The sequence below is a fragment of the Nonomuraea angiospora genome, assembly GCF_014873145.1.
In the GTDB taxonomy this organism is placed as follows: Bacteria; Actinomycetota; Actinomycetes; order Streptosporangiales; family Streptosporangiaceae; genus Nonomuraea; species Nonomuraea angiospora.
In genome coordinates this window covers 2892228-2909677 of the sequence record NZ_JADBEK010000001.1, presented here as the reverse complement: position 1 = coordinate 2909677, position 17450 = coordinate 2892228, and the positions used below count along the sequence as shown (strand labels likewise).

Genomic DNA, 17450 nt, shown 5'->3' with positions numbered 1-17450 from the left:
CACATTGGTGGCCGTCATCAGGCTTGCCGGAGGCGATTCCCCCCATGCGAACCCCACTCGTCCGCTGGTCCCTTCTGCCGGTGTCCCTGGCACTGGCCCTCACCTCCTGCGCCAAGGGCACCGGCGGCGGGACGTCCGCGAGCCCGTCGGCGGGTCAGTTCAACCCCAGCGCCACCTACCAGGGCACCATCTCCGTCATGGGCTTCGGCGCGACGGACGAGATCGGGTCGACCCGCGTCGACCTGGCCAAGAAGGCGCTCGGGGGCGCGGACATCAAGTTGATCGAGGGCGACCTCGACATCCAGCAGTTCCTCTCCTCGGTGGCCGCGGGTGACCCGCCGGACGTCGTCTACGCCAACCGCGACGAGATCGGCACGTTCGCCTCCCGCGGCGCCATCATCCCGCTGACCTCGTGCATCAAGGGCGAGCAGATCGACACCTCGATGTACGGCAAGGACGCGCTCGGCCAGGTGACCTTCGGCGACGAGGTCTGGGCCATCCCCGAGTTCAGCCAGGTCCAGATCACGATGGCCAACGGCGACCTGCTCAAGCGGGCCGGGCTGACGATCGACGACGTCAACGGCTCCAGCTGGGACAAGATCACCGCCGCGGCGAAGAAGCTGTACAAGGCGCCGGGCGGCAAGCTTCAGGCGATCGGCTACGACAGCAAGCTGCCGGAGTTCCTGCCGCTGTGGGCCAAGGCCAACGGCGCCGACCTGCTGTCGGCCGACGGCCGGACGGCGCAGCTTAACAGCCCGCAGGTGGTCAAGGCGCTGGAGTTCGCGGTCGGCATCTACGACGCGCAGGGCGGCTTCGCCAAGGTCAAGGCCCTGCGCGACTCGGCCGACTTCTTCGGCAAGGGCAACCAGTTCGCCGAGGACGAGCTGGGCGCCATGCCCATGGAGCAGTGGTACGTCAACGTGCTCAACGACGTCTCACCCAAGGCGCCCCTGGTGTTCGACACCTTCCGCACCCCGCAGGGCCGGCCGCTGGCCTTCTCCTCGGGCTCCTCGTGGGCGATCCCCAAGGGGGCGAAGAACGCCGCGGCCGCCTGCCGCTTCGCCAAGACCATGACGCTCGTCGACACCTGGAAGGCCGCGGCCCAGGTCCGGCTGGACAAGCGCAAGGCGGAGGGCAAGCCGTTCACCGGCATCCTGACCGGCAACGTCAAGGCCGACGCGGAGATCGAGAAGATGCTCACCTCGGGCGGCCCCGTCTGGGACGCCGGCGTGAAGGCGTTCTACGAGGCCAACAAGCACACCTTCAGCCTCCCCGCCAACCCCGCCGACAAGGAGTTCAAGACGGCCTGGCAGGACGCGGTGAACCGGGTGCTCAACGGCCAGGACAAGCCGCAGCCGGCGCTCGACAAGGCGCAGCGGGACGCCCAGGCCGCTCTCGACAAGGCGTGGGCCGGCTGGACGAAGCGTACGAACTGAGATGTCCCGTTCTCATGGCAAAGTGTCCTTCCGGCGTACCATGCGCTGGAAGGACACCCGGGCGGCCCTGCTGTTCATCAGCCCCTGGATCATCGGGTTCCTGATCTTCACCGCGTGGCCCGTCATCAACAGCGCCTACCTGTCGCTGACCGACTACGACGTCATCAACGACCCGTCCTTCGTCGGCCTCGACAACTACAGGGCGCTCTTCGAGGACCCGAAGGTCGGGCTCGCGCTGCGGAACACGGCCCTGTTCACCGTGATGTCGGTCCCTGCCCACCTCGTCGTGTCGCTCGCCCTGGCCCTGCTGCTCAACAGCGCCACGAAGGCCACCGGCTTCTTCCGCACGGTCTTCTTCCTGCCCAAGATGACCCCGCCGGTCGCGATCGGCATCCTGCTGCTGATGCTGTTCAACGGCCAGAGCGGCCTGATCAACGGCTTCCTCGGCCTGTTCGGCATCGACGGGCCCGCCTGGACCACCGACCCCGACTGGGTCAAGCCCGGCCTGGTGCTGATGAGCCTGTGGACCGTCGGCTCCTCGGTCGTCATCCTCCTGGCCGCGCTGCGCGGCGTCCCCCAGGAGCTGTACGACTCCGCGCTCGTGGACGGGGCCGGCTGGTGGCGGCGCACGCTGCGCATCACCGTGCCGATGATCAGCCCGACGCTGTTCTTCCTGTTCATCGTGGACACCATCGCCGCCCTGCAGTCGTTCACCGAGGCGTACACCGCCTTCTTCGGCTCGGGCAACACCACCTACAGCAACGACGCGGCCCTGTTCTACGCGATCTACCTGTTCCAGCAGGCGTTCGAGTTCCTGCACATGGGCTACGCCTCGGCCCTCGCCTGGCTGCTGTTCATCGTGATCATGGCGATCACCGGCGTGCAGATCCTCGTGACGCGGCGCTACGTCCACTACGAAGGAGGCAAGCCGTGAAGCGGGCCGGGCGGATCCTGACGTGGGCCGCGCTCGGCGTGCTCACCGTCGCCTTCATCTACCCTTTCGTCTGGCTGCTGAGCGCCTCCTTCAAGCCGCGCGGCGAGGTGTTCGACCACCGGCTGATCCCCGAGACGTTCATCCTCGACAACTACGTCAAGGTGTGGCAGGAGGCGCCGCTCGCGCTCTGGATGGTCAACACGCTGCTGGTCACGGTGCTGGCGGCGGTGACCGTCACGATCACCAGCGCGATGGTGGCGTGGGGGTTCGCCTACTTCCGCTTCCCCGGCAGAGGGGCGCTGTTCGGCCTCCTCCTGGCCACGATGATGCTGCCGGGCGTGGTCACCATGATCCCGGTGTTCCTCATCTGGAACTCGCTCGGCATGGTCGGCACCCTCACCCCGCTGTGGGCCCAGAACCTGTTCGGCAGCGCCTTCTACATCTTCCTGCTGCGGCAGTTCTTCATGGGGCTGCCGCGAGAGCCGTTCGAGGCGGCCAAGCTCGACGGGGCGAACAACTGGAAGATCTTCACCCGGATCGCGCTGCCGCTGTGCCGGCCCGCGGTCGTGGTGACGCTGCTCTTCGAGTTCCAGGCGGCCTGGACGGACCTGATGCGGCCGCTGATCTACCTGCGCGACTCCTCCACGTTCACCGTCCCGCGCGGGCTCAAGGCGCTGCTCGACCAGTTCGGGTTCGGCGGGGAGTGGCACTGGGAGATCGTCATGACCGCCAGCGTGATCACCACCATCCCGATGATCATCCTGTTCTTCCTCGGCCAGAAGCACTTCCTCAGAGGCATCGCGACCACGGGGAGCAAGGGATGAGCCACCTCGACTGGAGCTCCGGCTGAACCATGCGCATCACCACCACCGACACCGCCTATTTCCTGGACAGCGGCCACTACCGGCTGACGGTCTCGCGCACCGACCCCAGCGCCGAGCTGGAAGGCTGGATGACGCTCAGCCTGATCGCCTCGGTCGGCACCGCGGGCGGGCGCGACGAGACCTACGAGACGCTGCCGCCCGTGCTCGCCGAGCGCGAAGGTGAGGCGATCTTCGACTTCCCCCAGCGCTCGACCGGGTGGGAGGCGAAGACCGTCCGGCTGACCTGCACTCCCGAGACGATCGCGGTGGAGGTGCGCGTCGAGGGCCACGGCCTGATCGGCGACGTGACGCTGCTGGGCGGGCGGGCCGTGCTCAACACCCGGGCGGCGGGCACGTTCCGCACGGGACTGCACGCGCGCGGCGTCTTCAACCCCACGCCCACCCATCCCGTGCAGGTGGTGCGGCCGGTGTCCGTGCCGCTCGTGCTCACCGTGATCGGCGACGCCTCGCCGGGCCGCCTCCACGCGGTCTTCTCGCCGCCGCCGCTGGTGCTGGCCTTCTGCAAGGAGGAGCCGGACGGGGCCACCGCCGTGCCCGGCGGTCCCTGGCTGGGGGCCTCGGTACGCGCGGGCATCGCGGACCTGACCTTCACCGAGCTCGCGTACGAGCCGCTGGACGGCGGGGCGCTGCTGCGCCTCGACTACGAGTGCCACACCTCGGTGAGCGGGACCTGGCGCTCGCCCGCCGTCGTGTTCCGCCCCGCGTCGTCGCCGTGGGAGGCGATCTCGCAACACCGCGAGGACCTGGTCGCGCACGGCCTGGCCGCGTCCGCCGGCGAGCGGCACGACTGGTGGAGCAGGCCGATCTTCTGCGGTTGGGGCGCGCAGTGCGCCAGGGCCGACGGCGTCTCCCCGACCGAGCTGGCCCGGCAGGAGCTCTACGACGGATGGCTGTCCCGGCTGGAGGAGCACGGCATCGTGCCCGGGACCATCGTGGTCGACGACCGGTGGCAGCTCGCGTACGGCGACCCCGCGCCCGACCCGGCGAAGTGGCCCGCGTTGGGAGAGTGGATCGCCGCCAGGCACGCGCGCGGGCAGCGCGTGCTGCTGTGGTGGCGGGCGTGGGCGCCCGACGGGCTGCCCGCCGAGGAGTGCGTGACGGACGCGGGCGGCCGTCCCGTGGCGGCCGACCCCTCGAACCCGGCCTACCGGCGCAGGATCCGTACGATCATGGAAAGGCTGCTCGGCGACCTCGGGGCCGACGGATTCAAGATCGACTTCACGCAGTGGTTCCCCAGCGGGTCGCACCTGAAGTCGTACGGGACCACCTGGGGGCTCGCCCTCCTGCACGAACTGCTCAGGACCATGTACGAGGCCGCCAAGAGCGTCAAACCCGACGCGCTCATGATCACGCACACCCCGCACCCCGCTTTCGGCGACGTCAGCGACATGATCCGGCTCAACGACGTGCTCGAGTACGACGCCCACGGCGACCCCGTCCCCGCCGTCGACCAGCTCCGCTTCCGCCACGCGGTGGCCACCCGCGCCATGCCGGGGCACCTGATCGACACCGACCAGTGGCCGATGCCCAGCAGGACGGACTGGCTCGCCTACGCCGAGGTGCAGCCCGCGCTCGGCGTGCCCGCCCTCTACTACGTCGAGTCCATCGACAACTCCGGCGAGCCGATCAGCGGAGAGGACCTCCGTCGCGTGGCGGACTGGTGGTGGCCCGGCGGTCCAGCACCGCTCGCACGAACGGCGGGATGACGCCGCGCAGCACGTTCGCCTTGTGCGCCTCGGCCCGCTCGAGGGCCCGCTCGACGGCGGTCCGCCCGCCGTCCGGGGAGGGCGGCGTCTCGGCGAGCAGGTCGAGGGCCGCCAGGCCCGCGGCGGCCACGTCCTTGGCGGCCGACACCCACGGGGCCAGCTCCGCGGCGAACGGGCCGGGGACGTCCGTGGGCAGGCTCGCCAGGCGGGTCAGCTCGGCTCGGAGCGGTTGCGCCGTTCCCTCCAGGGCGGCGGCGCACAGGGCGGTCAGGGCCGGGCTCTGGTCGTCGCCGGGCGGCCACGACGAGCAGGCCTCCACCAGCGGCAGCAGCTCGGCCGCGCCGGGCAGCAGCCGCACCGCCCGCCGGTGCGAGCGGGCCGGATCGTAGGCCGCCAGGTGCCACGCGTAGTCGGCCACCGTCGTCAGCGCCAGCCGGGAGGCCGCCGCCTCCACCATCGGGTTGGCCGTGATGCCCTCCAGCGGCACGGAGTCCAGGTCGGTCGCCCGCCCGGCCAGCGGCCCGAGGAAGACCCGGGAGGGGTCGAAGTCGTTGACCGGGAAGTTGTCCCACAGGGTGACGCGGTGCCCGTAGGAGGCGGCCGCGGCGGTCATGTCGTACGCCGTGATCTCGCCCACCACGATGTCGGACCCGGTCCACCAGACCAGCACGTCCTGCGGCAGCTCCTCCGACAGCAGGTCGCGATAGGGCGTCCGCCCGGTCCCGGCGTAGTCGGTGGGCACCATGGTCAGCGGCCGGTCCGCGCCGCGCGGCGCGAGGAAGCGGCCGGCGAAGTCCCGGCAGACGGCCGCGTGAGCCCGCGCGCTCGCCCCCTCCTCCGTGCCGAACGCCTCCCGGTCGGGCTCGTGCCGCAGCTCGGGTGGGATGTCGTCGAAGAGCAGCGCGAACTCCCGCACGCCCACCTCCCACACCTGCTCAGCCTTGGCCCGCAGCGCCGCCCGCTCGGCCGGGTCGCTGTAGACCATCGACAGGCCCGGGCTCAGCGCGAACACGAACCTCACGTGCTGCGCCGCCGCCTCCGCGACCAGCTCGCCCAGCCTCGCCAGCTCCTCCGCCGGGTACGGCTCCCGCCACCGCTCCCGGTGGAACGGGTCGTCCTTGGGGGCGTACACGTAGGCGTTGAGCTTGTGCCTGGCGGAGAAGCGCAGGTGTTCCATGCGGTCGGCGTGCGTCCACGGGGTGCCGTAGAAGCCCTCGATGGTGCCCCGGAGCGGCAGGTCGGGCCAGTCGCGCACATCGGACTCCGGCACGCACGCCCGGTGCTCGTCGCAGGGGGTCGCCAAGAGGGCGAGCAGCGTCTGCGCCCCGTAGAACGCGCCGCCGGGGTCCGCCCCGACGATCACCACGCCGGCCTCGCCGGCGGTCAGCGTGTAGCCCTCCGGCGGCAGCTCGGCCCCGGCGTCGATCCGCACCTCGATGACCACGCTCCCGGTGTCGGGGGCCGGGGTGAGGGCGGTGCGCAAGGCGGTCAGGGCGGTGGTCGCGGCGGGGGCGCCCTGGATGCGGCACCTGGTCAGATCGACGTGCGAGGGGCCGAGGGCGGCCTTCTTGGGAAGGGGAACGATCCAGTCCAGGGGATCCATTGTGGGAACGATACCGGATAGAATCGCGCCTTGTGAGCCCCCATGTGACCGAAGTTGTCCCCGGTGTGTTCCGCATAGCGGACACCTGCAACGTCTACGTCATCGCCGCTCCCGTCGGCGGGGAGGAGCGCACGGGGATCGCCGTCGACTTCGGTTCGGGCCGCGTGCTGGACCTCCTCGACGAGCTCGGCCTCGACCGTCTCACCGACGTCCTGATGACGCACCACCACCGTGACCAGGCGCAAGGACTGCACCGGGCCGTCGAGGCGGGCGTGCGGGTCCACGTGCCGCCCGTCGAGCGCGAGCTGTTCGAGCGGGTCGACGAGATGTGGGCGGGCCGGCAGCTCAGCAACGACTACGACCTGCGCGACGACCGGTTCTCGCTGCTCGACCCGGTGCCGGTCGACGGCGTCGTGCCCGAATACCGGACGGCGAACTACGGCGGGATAGACGTACGGGTCCTGCCCACCCCGGGACACACCCCCGGCTCCGTGACGTACATCGTCGGGCAGGTCGCGTTCACCGGTGATCTGATCTACGCCCCGGGAAAGGTGTGGTCGCTGGCGGCCACCCAGTGGTCGTACACCGAGAACGAGGGCCCCGCCATGGTCATCCTGAGCTCCGAGCTGCTCCGGCGGGAGGAGGTCGGCGTGTTACTGCCGTCGCACGGCGAGCCGATGACCGACCCGCAGGACGCCCTCGAGCGGCTCTCCACCGCCATGCAGCGCTACGTCGACTTCCGCCGCCCCCACCCCTGGGACGTCAAGGGACTCCTGGCCAACCCCTTCGTCCAGGTGACCTCCCACCTGCTCATGAACAGGAGCAGCCAGTCCTACAGCTACGTGCTGCTGTCGGAGTCCGGCGCGGCCATGGTGTTCGACTTCGGGTACGACATGACCACCGGCCTGGTGCACAACACCTCCCGCGCGGCCCGCCGCCCCTGGCTGGCCTCCCTGCCCGCCCTGCGCGAGCACTACGGCGTCACGAGCGTCGAGGTCGCCCTGCCCACCCATTACCACGACGACCACGTGGCGGGCATGCCGCTGCTGCGCGACGTCGAGGGCACCGAGATCTGGGCGCCCGCCCACATCGCCCCCATCCTGGCCACGCCGCTCCACCACGACCTGCCGTGCCAGTGGTTCGAGCCCATCCCGGCCGACCGGGTGCTCGGCCTGGGCGAGACGGTGCGCTGGCGCGAGTACGAGATCACCGTGCACGACCTGCCGGGGCACACGTTGTTCGCGGCGGCGTACGAGTTCGAGGTGGACGGGCACCGGGTGCTCGTCACCGGCGATCAGCAGGACGGGATGGGCATCCCGGACGAACGCCAGGAGATCCTGAATTTTCAGTACAAGAACAGGTTCCAGATCGAGGACTACCGGAAGAGCGCCGCGCTCTACCGCCGCCTGCGCCCGGACCTGATGGTCAGCGGCCACTGGCGGCCCCGCTGGGTGGACGACGACTACCTGCACCTGCTGACCGCGCGCGGCGAGGAGCTGGTCGCGCTCCACCACGACCTGCTCCCGCTCGATCGGCTCGACCTGGGGGCCGACGGCGTGCTGTGCCGCCTGACGCCCTACTACGCGAGCGTCCCGGCAGGCGGCGAGCTCACGCTGACGGCCACCGTGCGCAACCCGTGGCCGGACAAGGCCGTGGCCACCATCGAGCCGGTCGTCCCGCCGGGCTGGCGCCGCGAACCAGGCCCTGTGACGCTAAGGCTGCCCGGAGGGGGTATGGAGCAGGTACATCTCCGTCTTGGCGCGGACGTCGTGCCGCGACGCCGCGTTCGCCTCGCAGTCGACTTGACCATCGGCGATCTGCGCCTCGGGCAGCACGCGGAGGCGCTGGTCGACGTGGTCGGGGAAGGGATTCGATGACCACAGAGCGGCAAAGCCCTCTCAGCCGTTCCCGGCGGCCCACGATCAAGGACGTGGCGGAGGCCGCCGGAGTCTCGCGCTCCACCGTCTCGCGGGCCCTGACCGGGCGCGGCTACGCCGCCAGCGACGTACGCGAGCGCGTCCTGAGGGCGGCGGCCGAGCTCGGCTACGTGCCCGACGTGATGGCCCGCACGCTCAAACAGCAGGTGAGCAGGTCGGTCGGCGTGCTGGTGAGCGACCTGCGCAACCCGTTCTACGCGGAGCTGGCCGCGGGGGCCAGCAGGGAGGCCCGCGAGCGCGGCTACACGATGGTGCTGGCGGACACGAGCCTGTCGGCCGGGACGGAGAGCGAGGCCGCCGAGGCGCTCGTCGCGCTCAGGGTGGCCGGGGCGATCGTGACGCCCAACTCCCCGGCCGTGTCCACCTATCTCAACTCCCACGGCATCCCGGTCGTCGAGGTGGACCGGCAGTTCGCGGCGGGCTCCACCGACGGCGTCGTGGTCGGCAACCGCGTCGGCGCCCGCACCGCCACCGCCCACCTGGTCGAGCTGGGCCATCGCAGGATCGCGCTGTTCATCGACGAGACCGACTGGACCACCGGCTACGAGCGCTACCACGGCTACCTGGAGGCGCTCGGCGCGGCCGACATCAAGGTCGATCCCGACCTGGTCGTCGCGTCGGGCTGGGACGTGGCCGACTCGCGGCGCCGGGCGCTCGACATGCTGTCGGGGCCAGACCGGCCCACGGCCGTCTTCGCCGCCAACAACGTGCTCGCCGAGGGCGTGTGGCGAGCGATCGGCGAGCTCGGGCTGCGCGCGCCCGAGGAGATCAGCCTCGTGGCCTTCGACGACGCGCCGTGGATGAGCATGGTCTCGCCCCAGGTCAGCGCCGTCGCCCAGGACACGTTCAACCTGGGCGCGACCGCCGTGCGCAGGCTGGATGAGCGCATCGAGATGCCGGACGCCGACTCGGTCACCACCGTGCTGGGGGTGCGGCTCGTCGTCCGCGAATCCACCGCACCGCCCCCCACGATCTGACATTTCACCCATCAGGCGCGTTGACCCGTAGGGAAAGCGCGCCCTAGGATCCCCGTGTGGGAACGATGTCACAAGCCTCTCGCGCGGCGCTCGTTCCGGCCGGAGGTCCTATGGAGCACGATCGTCCCGTTCTGTCACTGGACATCGGCGGCACCAAGCTCGCCGCGGGTGTGGTCACGGGCGACGGACGGATCCACGGCTGGCAGGTCACCCCCACCCTCAGGGAGGAGGGGCCGCTGCCGGTCCTGGCCAGGCTGTTCGACCTGGGCAGGAAGTCCGTCGCCGAGGCCGGGCGGCCCGAGGTGGCAGCCGTCGGCATCTCCTGCGGCGGGCCGCTGGACGCCGCGGCCGGCGTGCTGGAATGCCCGCCGCACCTGCCGGGCTGGATCGACGTCCCGGTGGGCCCCATGGCGGCGCGGGAGTTCGGCGTGCCCGCCGCGCTTGAGAACGATGCCACGGCCGCCACCCTCGGCGAGTTCCGGTACGGCGCGGGCCTCGGCACCGCCACGATGCTCTACCTCACGATCTCGACGGGCGTCGGCGGCGGGTCCGTCATCGGCGGCCGCCTGCACCGGGGCGCCGCCGGCAACGGCGGCGAGCTGGGACACGTCATGGTCCGGCCGGGCGGGCGCAGGTGCTCGTGCGGCCGTCTCGGCTGCCTGGAGGCGTACGCGTCCGGCACCGCGATCGCCCAGCGCGCCCGCGAGGCCCTCGCCGCCGGCCGCGCCTCGTCCCTCTCCGCGATCGAGCTCCCGACGGCCGAGGACGTCTTCCACGCCACCGAGGCCGGTGACGCGCTCGCGACCGAGGTGTGGAACGAGACCACATGGGCGCTCGGCAGCGCGATCACGGATCTGGTGAACGCGTTCGAGCCGGAGCTCGTCGTCCTCGGCGGGGGCGTGACCCGTTCCGGCGCCCGGCTCCTCGATCCCGTCCGCGTGGCCGTCGCCCGGGACGCCATGCCTCCCGCCGCCCGCACCGCCCGCATCGAGCTGTCCCGGCTCGGAGCCGGCGTCGGCGTCGTGGGCGCCGGCGCCGTGGCCCACGACCTTCTTGCCTCAGGGAAGTCCCATGCCTGACCCGATCTTCCTGCCCGTGTCCCCGCCGGACGCGATCCCCGCCTCCCGGCATCCGTCCCTCAGACGCGGATCCGCCCCGAACGGGCGCACGTCCCTCCCCGAAGCCGCGCCGGACCCGGCTCGGGAGACGGCGGCGGGGTTGGCCTCCGTGCTGGCCGAGCAGGTCGAGGCCCACATCAGCGCCGCCCGGGGCGTGACGGCGCTGCTGCCCGCCGTGGAGGCCGCCGCGGACCTGCTCATCGAGGCGTTCACCCACGGCGGCACCCTTTACACCCTCGGCAACGGCGGCAGCGCGGCCGACGCCCAGCACCTCACCGGCGAGCTGGTCGGCCACTACAAGCGCGACCGCCGCCCGCTCCCCGCCGTGACGCTCACGACCGACGCCACCGTCATGACGTGCATCGCCAACGACTACTCCTACGAGGACGTCTTCGCCAGGCAGATCAGAGCCCTGGCCCGCCCGGGCGACGTCGTGGCCGCGTTCACCACCAGCGGCAACTCCCCGAACGTGGTCAGCGCGCTGGAGACCGCACAGACCAATGGCGCGGTCACGGTACTGTTCGGCGGCGGCGACGGCGGCGCCGCGGCGAGGTTCGCCGACCGCCTCCTCCTAGCCCCCTCCTCCGAGACCCCGCGCATCCAGGAGATCCACACACTGATGCTGCACATGATCAGTGAGAAGGTCGACGCATGGGCGGCCGCATGAAGAGCCGGCCCGCCCCCATGTCCAACGCCCCCTCCGGCAGCCAGCCGCGCGGGCTCCCGAGGGCGCCGAGGCCGGCGGCCACCCCCGACCGCACCCTGCACATGATCGGGAACGCCCACCTCGACCCGGTGTGGCTGTGGCCGTGGCAGGAGGGCTACCAGGAGGCGCGGGCGACGTTCTGGTCGGCGATCCACCGCATGGACGAGTACCCCGACTTCGTCTTCACCTGCGACCAGGTCGTCCTGCTGTCGTGGGTGGAGGAGTCGGATCCCGAGCTGTTCGCCCGGATCCGCGAGCGGGTCGCCGAGGGCCGGTGGGTCAACGTCGGCGGCTGGTGGGTGGAGCCCGACTGCAACCTGCCGTCGGGGGAGTCGTTCGCCCGCCAGGGCCTGTACGGCCAGCGCTACCTCAAGGAGAAGTTCGGGGTCACCGCCACGGTCGGCATGAACGTCGACCCGTTCGGCCACCACGCCATGCTGCCCGCGATCCTGCGCGGCCAGGGCATGGACTCCTACTGCTTCCTGCGCCCGGGACCGCACGAGAGCGAGCTGCCCGGCACGCTGTTCTGGTGGGAGAGCCGCGACGGCAGCCGCGTGCTGGCGTACCGGATCCCGTTCGAGTACTGCAGCCCGCCCGGCGAGGTCGCGGGACAGACCGAGAAGGCGCTCGGCCAGCTCGACCGCTCGCTCGGCGACCTGATGATCTTCTACGGCGTGGGCAACCACGGAGGCGGCCCCACCAAGGCGAACATCGAGTCCATCCACCGCTACGACAGGATGGGCACGTTCGGCGAGCTCACGATGTCCTCGCCGCGCCGCTACTTCGACGAGATGGCCAAGCGCCTGGGCGAACAGGGCCTGGCCGAGCTGCCCGTGTGGCGCGAGGACCTGCAGCACCACGCGGCCGGCTGCTACTCCTCGCACTCGGGCATCAAGCAGTGGCAGCGCAGGGCGCAGGCGGCCCTGCTGTCGGCCGAACGCTGGGCCGCCGTCGCGGGCCACGACGCGCGCGAGGAGCTCGGGCGGGCCTGGAAGCAGGTGCTGTTCAACCAGTTCCACGACGTGCTGCCCGGCTCGGCCATCGAGCCCGCCTACGACGACGCCCGCGACCAGCTCGGCGAGGCGGTCGCGATCTCCAAGCGGATCATCACCAGGGCGCACAACGTGATCGCCCGCGACATCGGCATCCCCCAGGAGGACGGCACCCAGCCGGTGGTCGTCTTCAACCCGCACCCGTGGCCGGTCACGACCCGGGTCGAGATGCAGTACGGCCTCGCGCCCACCGGCGTGCGCGTCGTGGACGCCGACGGTCAGGACGTCCCCTGCCAGCGCACCCAGTCGGTCGCCACCACGGACGACAAGGGGCGCGGCGCCACCGTGTTCCAGGCGGAGCTGCCCGCCCTGGGCTACCGCCTCTACCGGCTGCGCCAGGGTGAGACGCCGTACACGAGCGGCCTGACCGCCTCCGCGCACCACATCGAGAACGACGTGCTCCGCCTGGAGATCGACCCGGAGACGGGCTGGCCGGCCGCCCTGCTCGACAAGCGCACCGGCGTGGACCTGGTGGCCGGGGCGCAGGGCGAGCACACGCAGATCTGCGAGGACCCGACCGACACGTGGGGGCACCGCGTCGTGTCCTACGACTGGCCGGGCGAGGCGATGCGGACGACCCGCGTGGTGCTGCGCGAGAGCGGCCCGCTGCGGGCCCGCATCCGCGTCGAGCGCGAGTGGGGCCGCTCCACGATGGCCGAGGAGTTCATCCTGGGCGTCGGGGACGACGCGGTGGAGGTACGGGTCACGCTCGACTGGCGCGAGCGTGCCCACCTGATGAAGCTGCGCTTCCCGGTCGCGCTGGAGAGCCCGGTGGCCACGTACGAGATCCCGTTCGGCCACCTGACCAGGCCGGTCGACGGCGCGGAAGAGCCCGCGCAGTCGTGGGTCGACCTGTCGGGAGCCGGCGCGGGGCTGGCCGTCGTGAACAACGCCAAGCACGGCTACGACGTCTCCCCGCCCGGCCCCGGGCGCGGCCACAGCATCGGCATCACCGCCGTGCGCAGCCCGGTCTACGCCTGGCACGACCCGCGCCTGCTCGACCCGGACGGCGACTACTCCTACCAGGACCAGGGGGTGCAGCGGTTCACGTACCTGCTGGTGCCGCACGCGGGCGACTGGCGCGCCGCCGGGCTCACCCGCCGCGCCGCGCTGCTCGGCTCCCCGGTGCGCGCGATGCTGGAGAGCTTCCACGACGGGCCGCTCCCCGCGGCGCGCGGCTACCTGGACGACGGCGGTGGCCAGGTCATGGTGACCGCGGTCAAGCTGCACGAGGACACGCCGCGCGACCTGGTCGTCAGGGCCGTCGAGACCACGGGCCGGGCCGCCCTGGCGACCCTCGACCTCCCGCTGGCCCGGATCAGGCTCACGGCCGACTTCGGGCCGGGCCAGATCCGCACGTTCCGGATCCCGCTCGACGATCCGCTCTCCGCGGTGGAGACGGACCTGGTCGAGCTGGGCGTCCGCAAGGGCGCGTGCACGGTGGAGACGTGGTGACCTGACGAGCGGCGCCCCTGCGGAGGGTCGGACCGCTCAGTTGAAGCAGTCCTGCTTGTTCAGGGCCATGCCGAACTCCTTGACCTTGCCGTGCAGGACGGTGAAGGAGTAGTAGGCCTGCTTGTTGCCCGGCACCGTGGTCACCCAGAAGCCGTGCGTGTCCTGCTTGAGGCGCGGGTAGAGCTTCTTCAACTGCGACGCGGCCGTCCCGATCGCCACGCCTTCGGGGGTCTTGGCGGTCTTGGGCGCGAAGATGGCGGCCACGCCCAGCTTCGGCGAGATGTACAGGCCGACGTTGTCCTTGCCGGTCGGATACTTCTTCAGGTCCCAGCCCGAGCAGCCGGCGGCGCCGCCGTCGATCTTCTTGGTGAGCGTGCCGGTGGCCCTGGCCTGCTTGAGCGACATGCCGAGCTTCACCCCGCCGAGGCCGTTCGGGCCGAGAACCGGCTTGGTCTGGGCGAGGGCGGGGGAGGCGCCGAGCGTCAAGGTGGCGGCCACGGCGATCATGAGCTTCATCATGATGGGTATGACGAGCGAGAGGCGCTCCGGGTTCTGAGTAGACCCTACTCATGTGCTTTCGGCGAGGTCACTTCATCCTGGCAGCATGCGCTTACTCACAGTGTTATTCCTGATGGCGCTCAGCCTGGTGGTGGTGGTCGACACCCCCGCCGCTCAGGCCAGTACGGGCGTCACGCTCCGGCTCACGATCAACAAGATCCACCAGATCGAGAGCCCCGACAACGGCACGGGCAACTACTTCCCCGAGATCCGCATCGGGAACGGCGACCTGCAGCGCAGGAGCGCGGTGGAGGACGACGACTTCGATCCCAGCGTGTTCGACCCTCCGTGGATCTTCACCCAGGACGTGCAGGTCCCGGACGACACCACCAAGGTGCCCATCCTCATCCGCCTCTGGGACGAGGACGGCGGCCTCAACGGCGGCGACGACAAGCTGGACATCAGCCCGCAGAACCAGGACGACGACCTCGAGCTCCAGTACGACATCGGCACCGACACCTGGACCGACCCCGGCGACCTGCTCACGCCGGGCCAGACCTACGTGGAGGGCGACGGCGACCCCAACTTCCCCAACGCGCACGACGGCAAGCGCGCGGGGATCGGCTTCAAGATCGAGCGGACCAGCGGCCCGCTGCCCGACATCGACGGCGACGGCATCCCCGACGTCATCGAGCGCTTCGGCATCCGCAACCCCGACGACTCGATGAAGTTCGACCTGAAGCAGCTGGGCGCCAACCCCTGCCGCAAGACGGTCATCGTCTGGATCGACTGGATGACCGGCGACGCCCAGCACACCCACAAGCCCAAGGACGCCGCGCTCCAGGAGCTCAGGCGCGCCTTCGAGGACGGCCCGGTCAAGGCCACCCAGCCCTGCCCGTACGGCGGTGTCCCGCTGGACGACGGGGTGGACTTCATCCCCATGGTCGGCACGGGCATCCCGGAGCAGGCCGTGATGACGGAGACGGACGCCGCCTTCGCCAACGCCAGGACGGCCGACCTGCCCAAGGAGCTGGCGCCGTACGCGCACTACACGATCTTCGCCCACGACCTCTTCGCCGGGAGCATGGTCTCCGGCCGGTGCTGCGACCCCGGCCGCGGCAACCGCGACTTCATCGTCACGCTCGGCGAGTGGCGCACGTGGTGCGTCGACGGAGGCCCGAACGGCAAGGTGGACTCCGCCGTGGTGGGAGACGACTTCCCCAAGGACAACCTGATCGGCGTCGGCCCCGACCACGTCTGCAACAGCAAGGTCAAGAAGGGCTCCGACGACATCCAGCTGATGAAGGTGGGCAGCGGTCCGGACGTCGTCTTCTCCGGTACGGCCCGCGACCAGGCCGGCACGCTGATGCACGAGCTGGGACACGCGCTCGGGCTCGCCCACGGCGGCGACACCCGGACCAACTACAAGCCCAACTACCTCAGCATCATGAACTACGCCTACGAGCCGGCGGGCATCCCGACGGGCGTGGACCCGGCGCCCCGCCGCCTGGACTACAGCCGGGGCAAGATGCCCCGGCTCGACCGCGATCACCTCGACGAGAGCAAGGCCATCGGCCCCGGCGACGACTACGCCCGCTGGAAGATCCCCAGCAAGCCGGAGCAGTACGGCCCGGTCGACCCGGCCGTCGACTGGCTGGACTGGAACGTGAACGGGACGGAGGACCCGCCCACGATCGCGGCCGACATCAACTCTGAAGACGACGTGTGCGTCCTGGCGGGCACCAACAACACGATCGACTCCACCAGGATGAATGACGACATCCAGTTCAACGACGCGATCATCCAGGGGCCCGACAACAAGTGCCAGTCGACGCCGCTGGTGGGCAGCGACGACAAGGGCCGCGACCCGATCCTCACCGACTACGACGACTGGGGACACCTGAAGCTCGACGTCTCCAAGCCCGGCGCGGGCGTCGATTCCGGCCGTGAGATCGACTTCGTGACCGCGGCCAGGATCGAGGCCGGCTTCCAGGACTTCTACACCCCCGACCTGGCCACCACCAAGACCGTCGACAAGGAGTCGGCCGAGCCCGGCGACACCCTCACGTACACGGTCAAGGTGGACAACGTCGGCAAGGGCGGGGCGGAGTCCGTCAAGCTCACCGACACGCTGCCCGACGGCACCGCCGTCACCCGCGACCTGCCCGACCTGGCCGCCGGGGCGAGCCGCAGCGAGACCTTCACCTACGCGATCCCGTGCGCGACCGACGACGCCGCCACGGTCACCAACTCCGCCACCGTCGTGGGCAAGAACGTGGCAGGCGGCGCGGAGGAGGACACGTCCGACAACACCGGCAAGGCCTCGACCGCGGTCAAGGCGCCGAAGCTCACCCTGGCGGCGAGCGCGACGCCCACCGCCGGCGCTGCCGAGGCGGTGACGACCACGCTGACGGTGAAGAACACCGGAGGCGCGAGCGCCACCGGAGCCAAGCTCACCTACAAGCTGCCGCCCGAGGTGTACTACAGCGCCGCCCTCGACAAGGGCGCGGGCCCCAAGCCCGGTGCGGTGGACAACGGCACGCTGACCTGGAACCTGGGCACGCTGGCGGCCGGTTCGACCACGACCGTGGCCTTCACCAGCCGTTCCAGCCTGCTCGTGGTGGGCGGGACCGTCCTGACCGGGCAGTCGCAGGTCTCCTACGGCAACGCCAACGGCTGCACCTACACCCCGGCCACGGCCACCTCCGCCAGCACCGTGACCGAGACCGCGCCGAGCAGGGACCCGCGCCCGCAGGGCATCTGGCTGGCCTTCCCCTCGATGCGGACGGATGAGCTGCTGGCCAGGGTCCAGGCCACCGACACCCGCTTCGACGGGATCGACGGCTCGGCGCCCGACGGCCGGCTGTCCCAGCAGGAGGTGGCGGCCGCGTTCACGCTGCCGCTGCTGCCGCCGCGCAACCTGCGCGCCGAGCTGCTGACCACGTACTTCAACCTGGGCAGCAGGCGGATCAACGCGGCGACGGCCGTGCGCACGATCACGATCGAGCGGCTGCACCTGCACACGGTCGGCGAGGCCGCCAAGCACGCGCAGCGGACCCTCGCCGACCCCGGCCTCATCGGCGTCACGGACGCGATGGTGGCCCTCGTCGAGATCAACACAGGGGTCGCCGAGCGATACTGACC

The 17450-nt window shown here is 71.0% G+C and carries 12 protein-coding genes; 10 read left to right on the top strand and 2 right to left on the bottom strand.

The features are described 5' to 3' along the window. Window positions 1–44 precede the first annotated feature (44 nt). From H4W80_RS13280 to H4W80_RS13265, 4 genes are read left to right on the top strand one after another with little or no spacing between them, the layout of a single operon-like run. The gene (locus H4W80_RS13280) at window positions 45–1436 is read left to right on the top strand and encodes an ABC transporter substrate-binding protein (protein WP_192785372.1); all 1392 of its coding nucleotides are present in this window, start codon (window positions 45–47) and stop codon (window positions 1434–1436) included. 22 nt (window positions 1437–1458) lie between these two features. After that, a complete protein-coding gene (locus tag H4W80_RS13275) occupies window positions 1459–2370 on the top strand; it encodes a carbohydrate ABC transporter permease (protein WP_318786845.1) in 912 nt (303 codons plus the stop codon). Then, entirely contained in the window at window positions 2367–3194 is an 828-nt protein-coding gene (locus tag H4W80_RS60635) for a carbohydrate ABC transporter permease (RefSeq protein ID WP_318786844.1), read from the top strand. Before H4W80_RS13275 ends, H4W80_RS60635 begins: the two co-directional genes overlap by 4 nt. 29 nt (window positions 3195–3223) lie before the next feature. Next, window positions 3224–4960, top strand: coding sequence for an alpha-amylase family protein (locus H4W80_RS13265; RefSeq protein WP_192785371.1), 1737 nt, complete (start codon window positions 3224–3226; stop codon window positions 4958–4960). Here H4W80_RS13265 and H4W80_RS13260 read toward each other — a convergent pair. Further along, on the bottom strand, window positions 4881–6563 hold the full coding sequence (locus H4W80_RS13260) for a glycoside hydrolase family 84 protein (RefSeq protein ID WP_192785370.1): 1683 nt from the start codon (window positions 6561–6563) through the stop codon (window positions 4881–4883). The genes H4W80_RS13265 and H4W80_RS13260 overlap by 80 nt on opposite strands. Before the next feature lie 44 nt (window positions 6564–6607). On the opposite strand from H4W80_RS13260, the gene H4W80_RS13255 reads away from it, so the two are divergent. The 5 genes from H4W80_RS13255 (at window position 6608) to H4W80_RS13235 (ending at window position 13808) form a co-directional block, all read left to right on the top strand. Then, window positions 6608–8440 (top strand): MBL fold metallo-hydrolase, encoded by a 1833-nt coding sequence (locus H4W80_RS13255; RefSeq protein ID WP_192785369.1) that lies wholly within the window; start codon window positions 6608–6610, stop codon window positions 8438–8440. After that, complete coding sequence (locus H4W80_RS13250; RefSeq protein ID WP_192785368.1) at window positions 8437–9477, top strand: LacI family DNA-binding transcriptional regulator; 1041 nt, start codon at window positions 8437–8439, stop codon at window positions 9475–9477. Before H4W80_RS13255 ends, H4W80_RS13250 begins: the two co-directional genes overlap by 4 nt. A gap of 110 nt (window positions 9478–9587) precedes the next feature. Beyond that, entirely contained in the window at window positions 9588–10556 is a 969-nt protein-coding gene (locus H4W80_RS13245) for an ROK family protein (protein ID WP_192785367.1), read from the top strand. After that, a complete protein-coding gene (locus H4W80_RS13240) occupies window positions 10549–11262 on the top strand; it encodes a D-sedoheptulose-7-phosphate isomerase (protein WP_225963411.1) in 714 nt (237 codons plus the stop codon). The genes H4W80_RS13245 and H4W80_RS13240 overlap by 8 nt, the downstream gene beginning before the upstream one ends. Next, window positions 11247–13808, top strand: coding sequence for an alpha-mannosidase (locus tag H4W80_RS13235; protein ID WP_192785366.1), 2562 nt, complete (start codon window positions 11247–11249; stop codon window positions 13806–13808). The genes H4W80_RS13240 and H4W80_RS13235 overlap by 16 nt, the downstream gene beginning before the upstream one ends. A 36-nt stretch (window positions 13809–13844) precedes the next feature. Here the strand turns inward: H4W80_RS13235 and H4W80_RS13230 are convergent, their stop codons facing one another. After that, window positions 13845–14327: a hypothetical protein gene (locus tag H4W80_RS13230; protein WP_225963410.1), complete on the bottom strand. Its 483-nt coding sequence runs from the start codon at window positions 14325–14327 to the stop codon at window positions 13845–13847. An 85-nt stretch (window positions 14328–14412) separates the two neighbouring features. Between H4W80_RS13230 and H4W80_RS13225 the strand changes: the two genes are divergently transcribed. Further along, window positions 14413–17448, top strand: a complete 3036-nt coding sequence (locus tag H4W80_RS13225; RefSeq protein WP_192785365.1) for a CARDB domain-containing protein — start codon at window positions 14413–14415, stop codon at window positions 17446–17448. The last annotated feature ends 2 nt before the right edge of the window (window positions 17449–17450 follow it).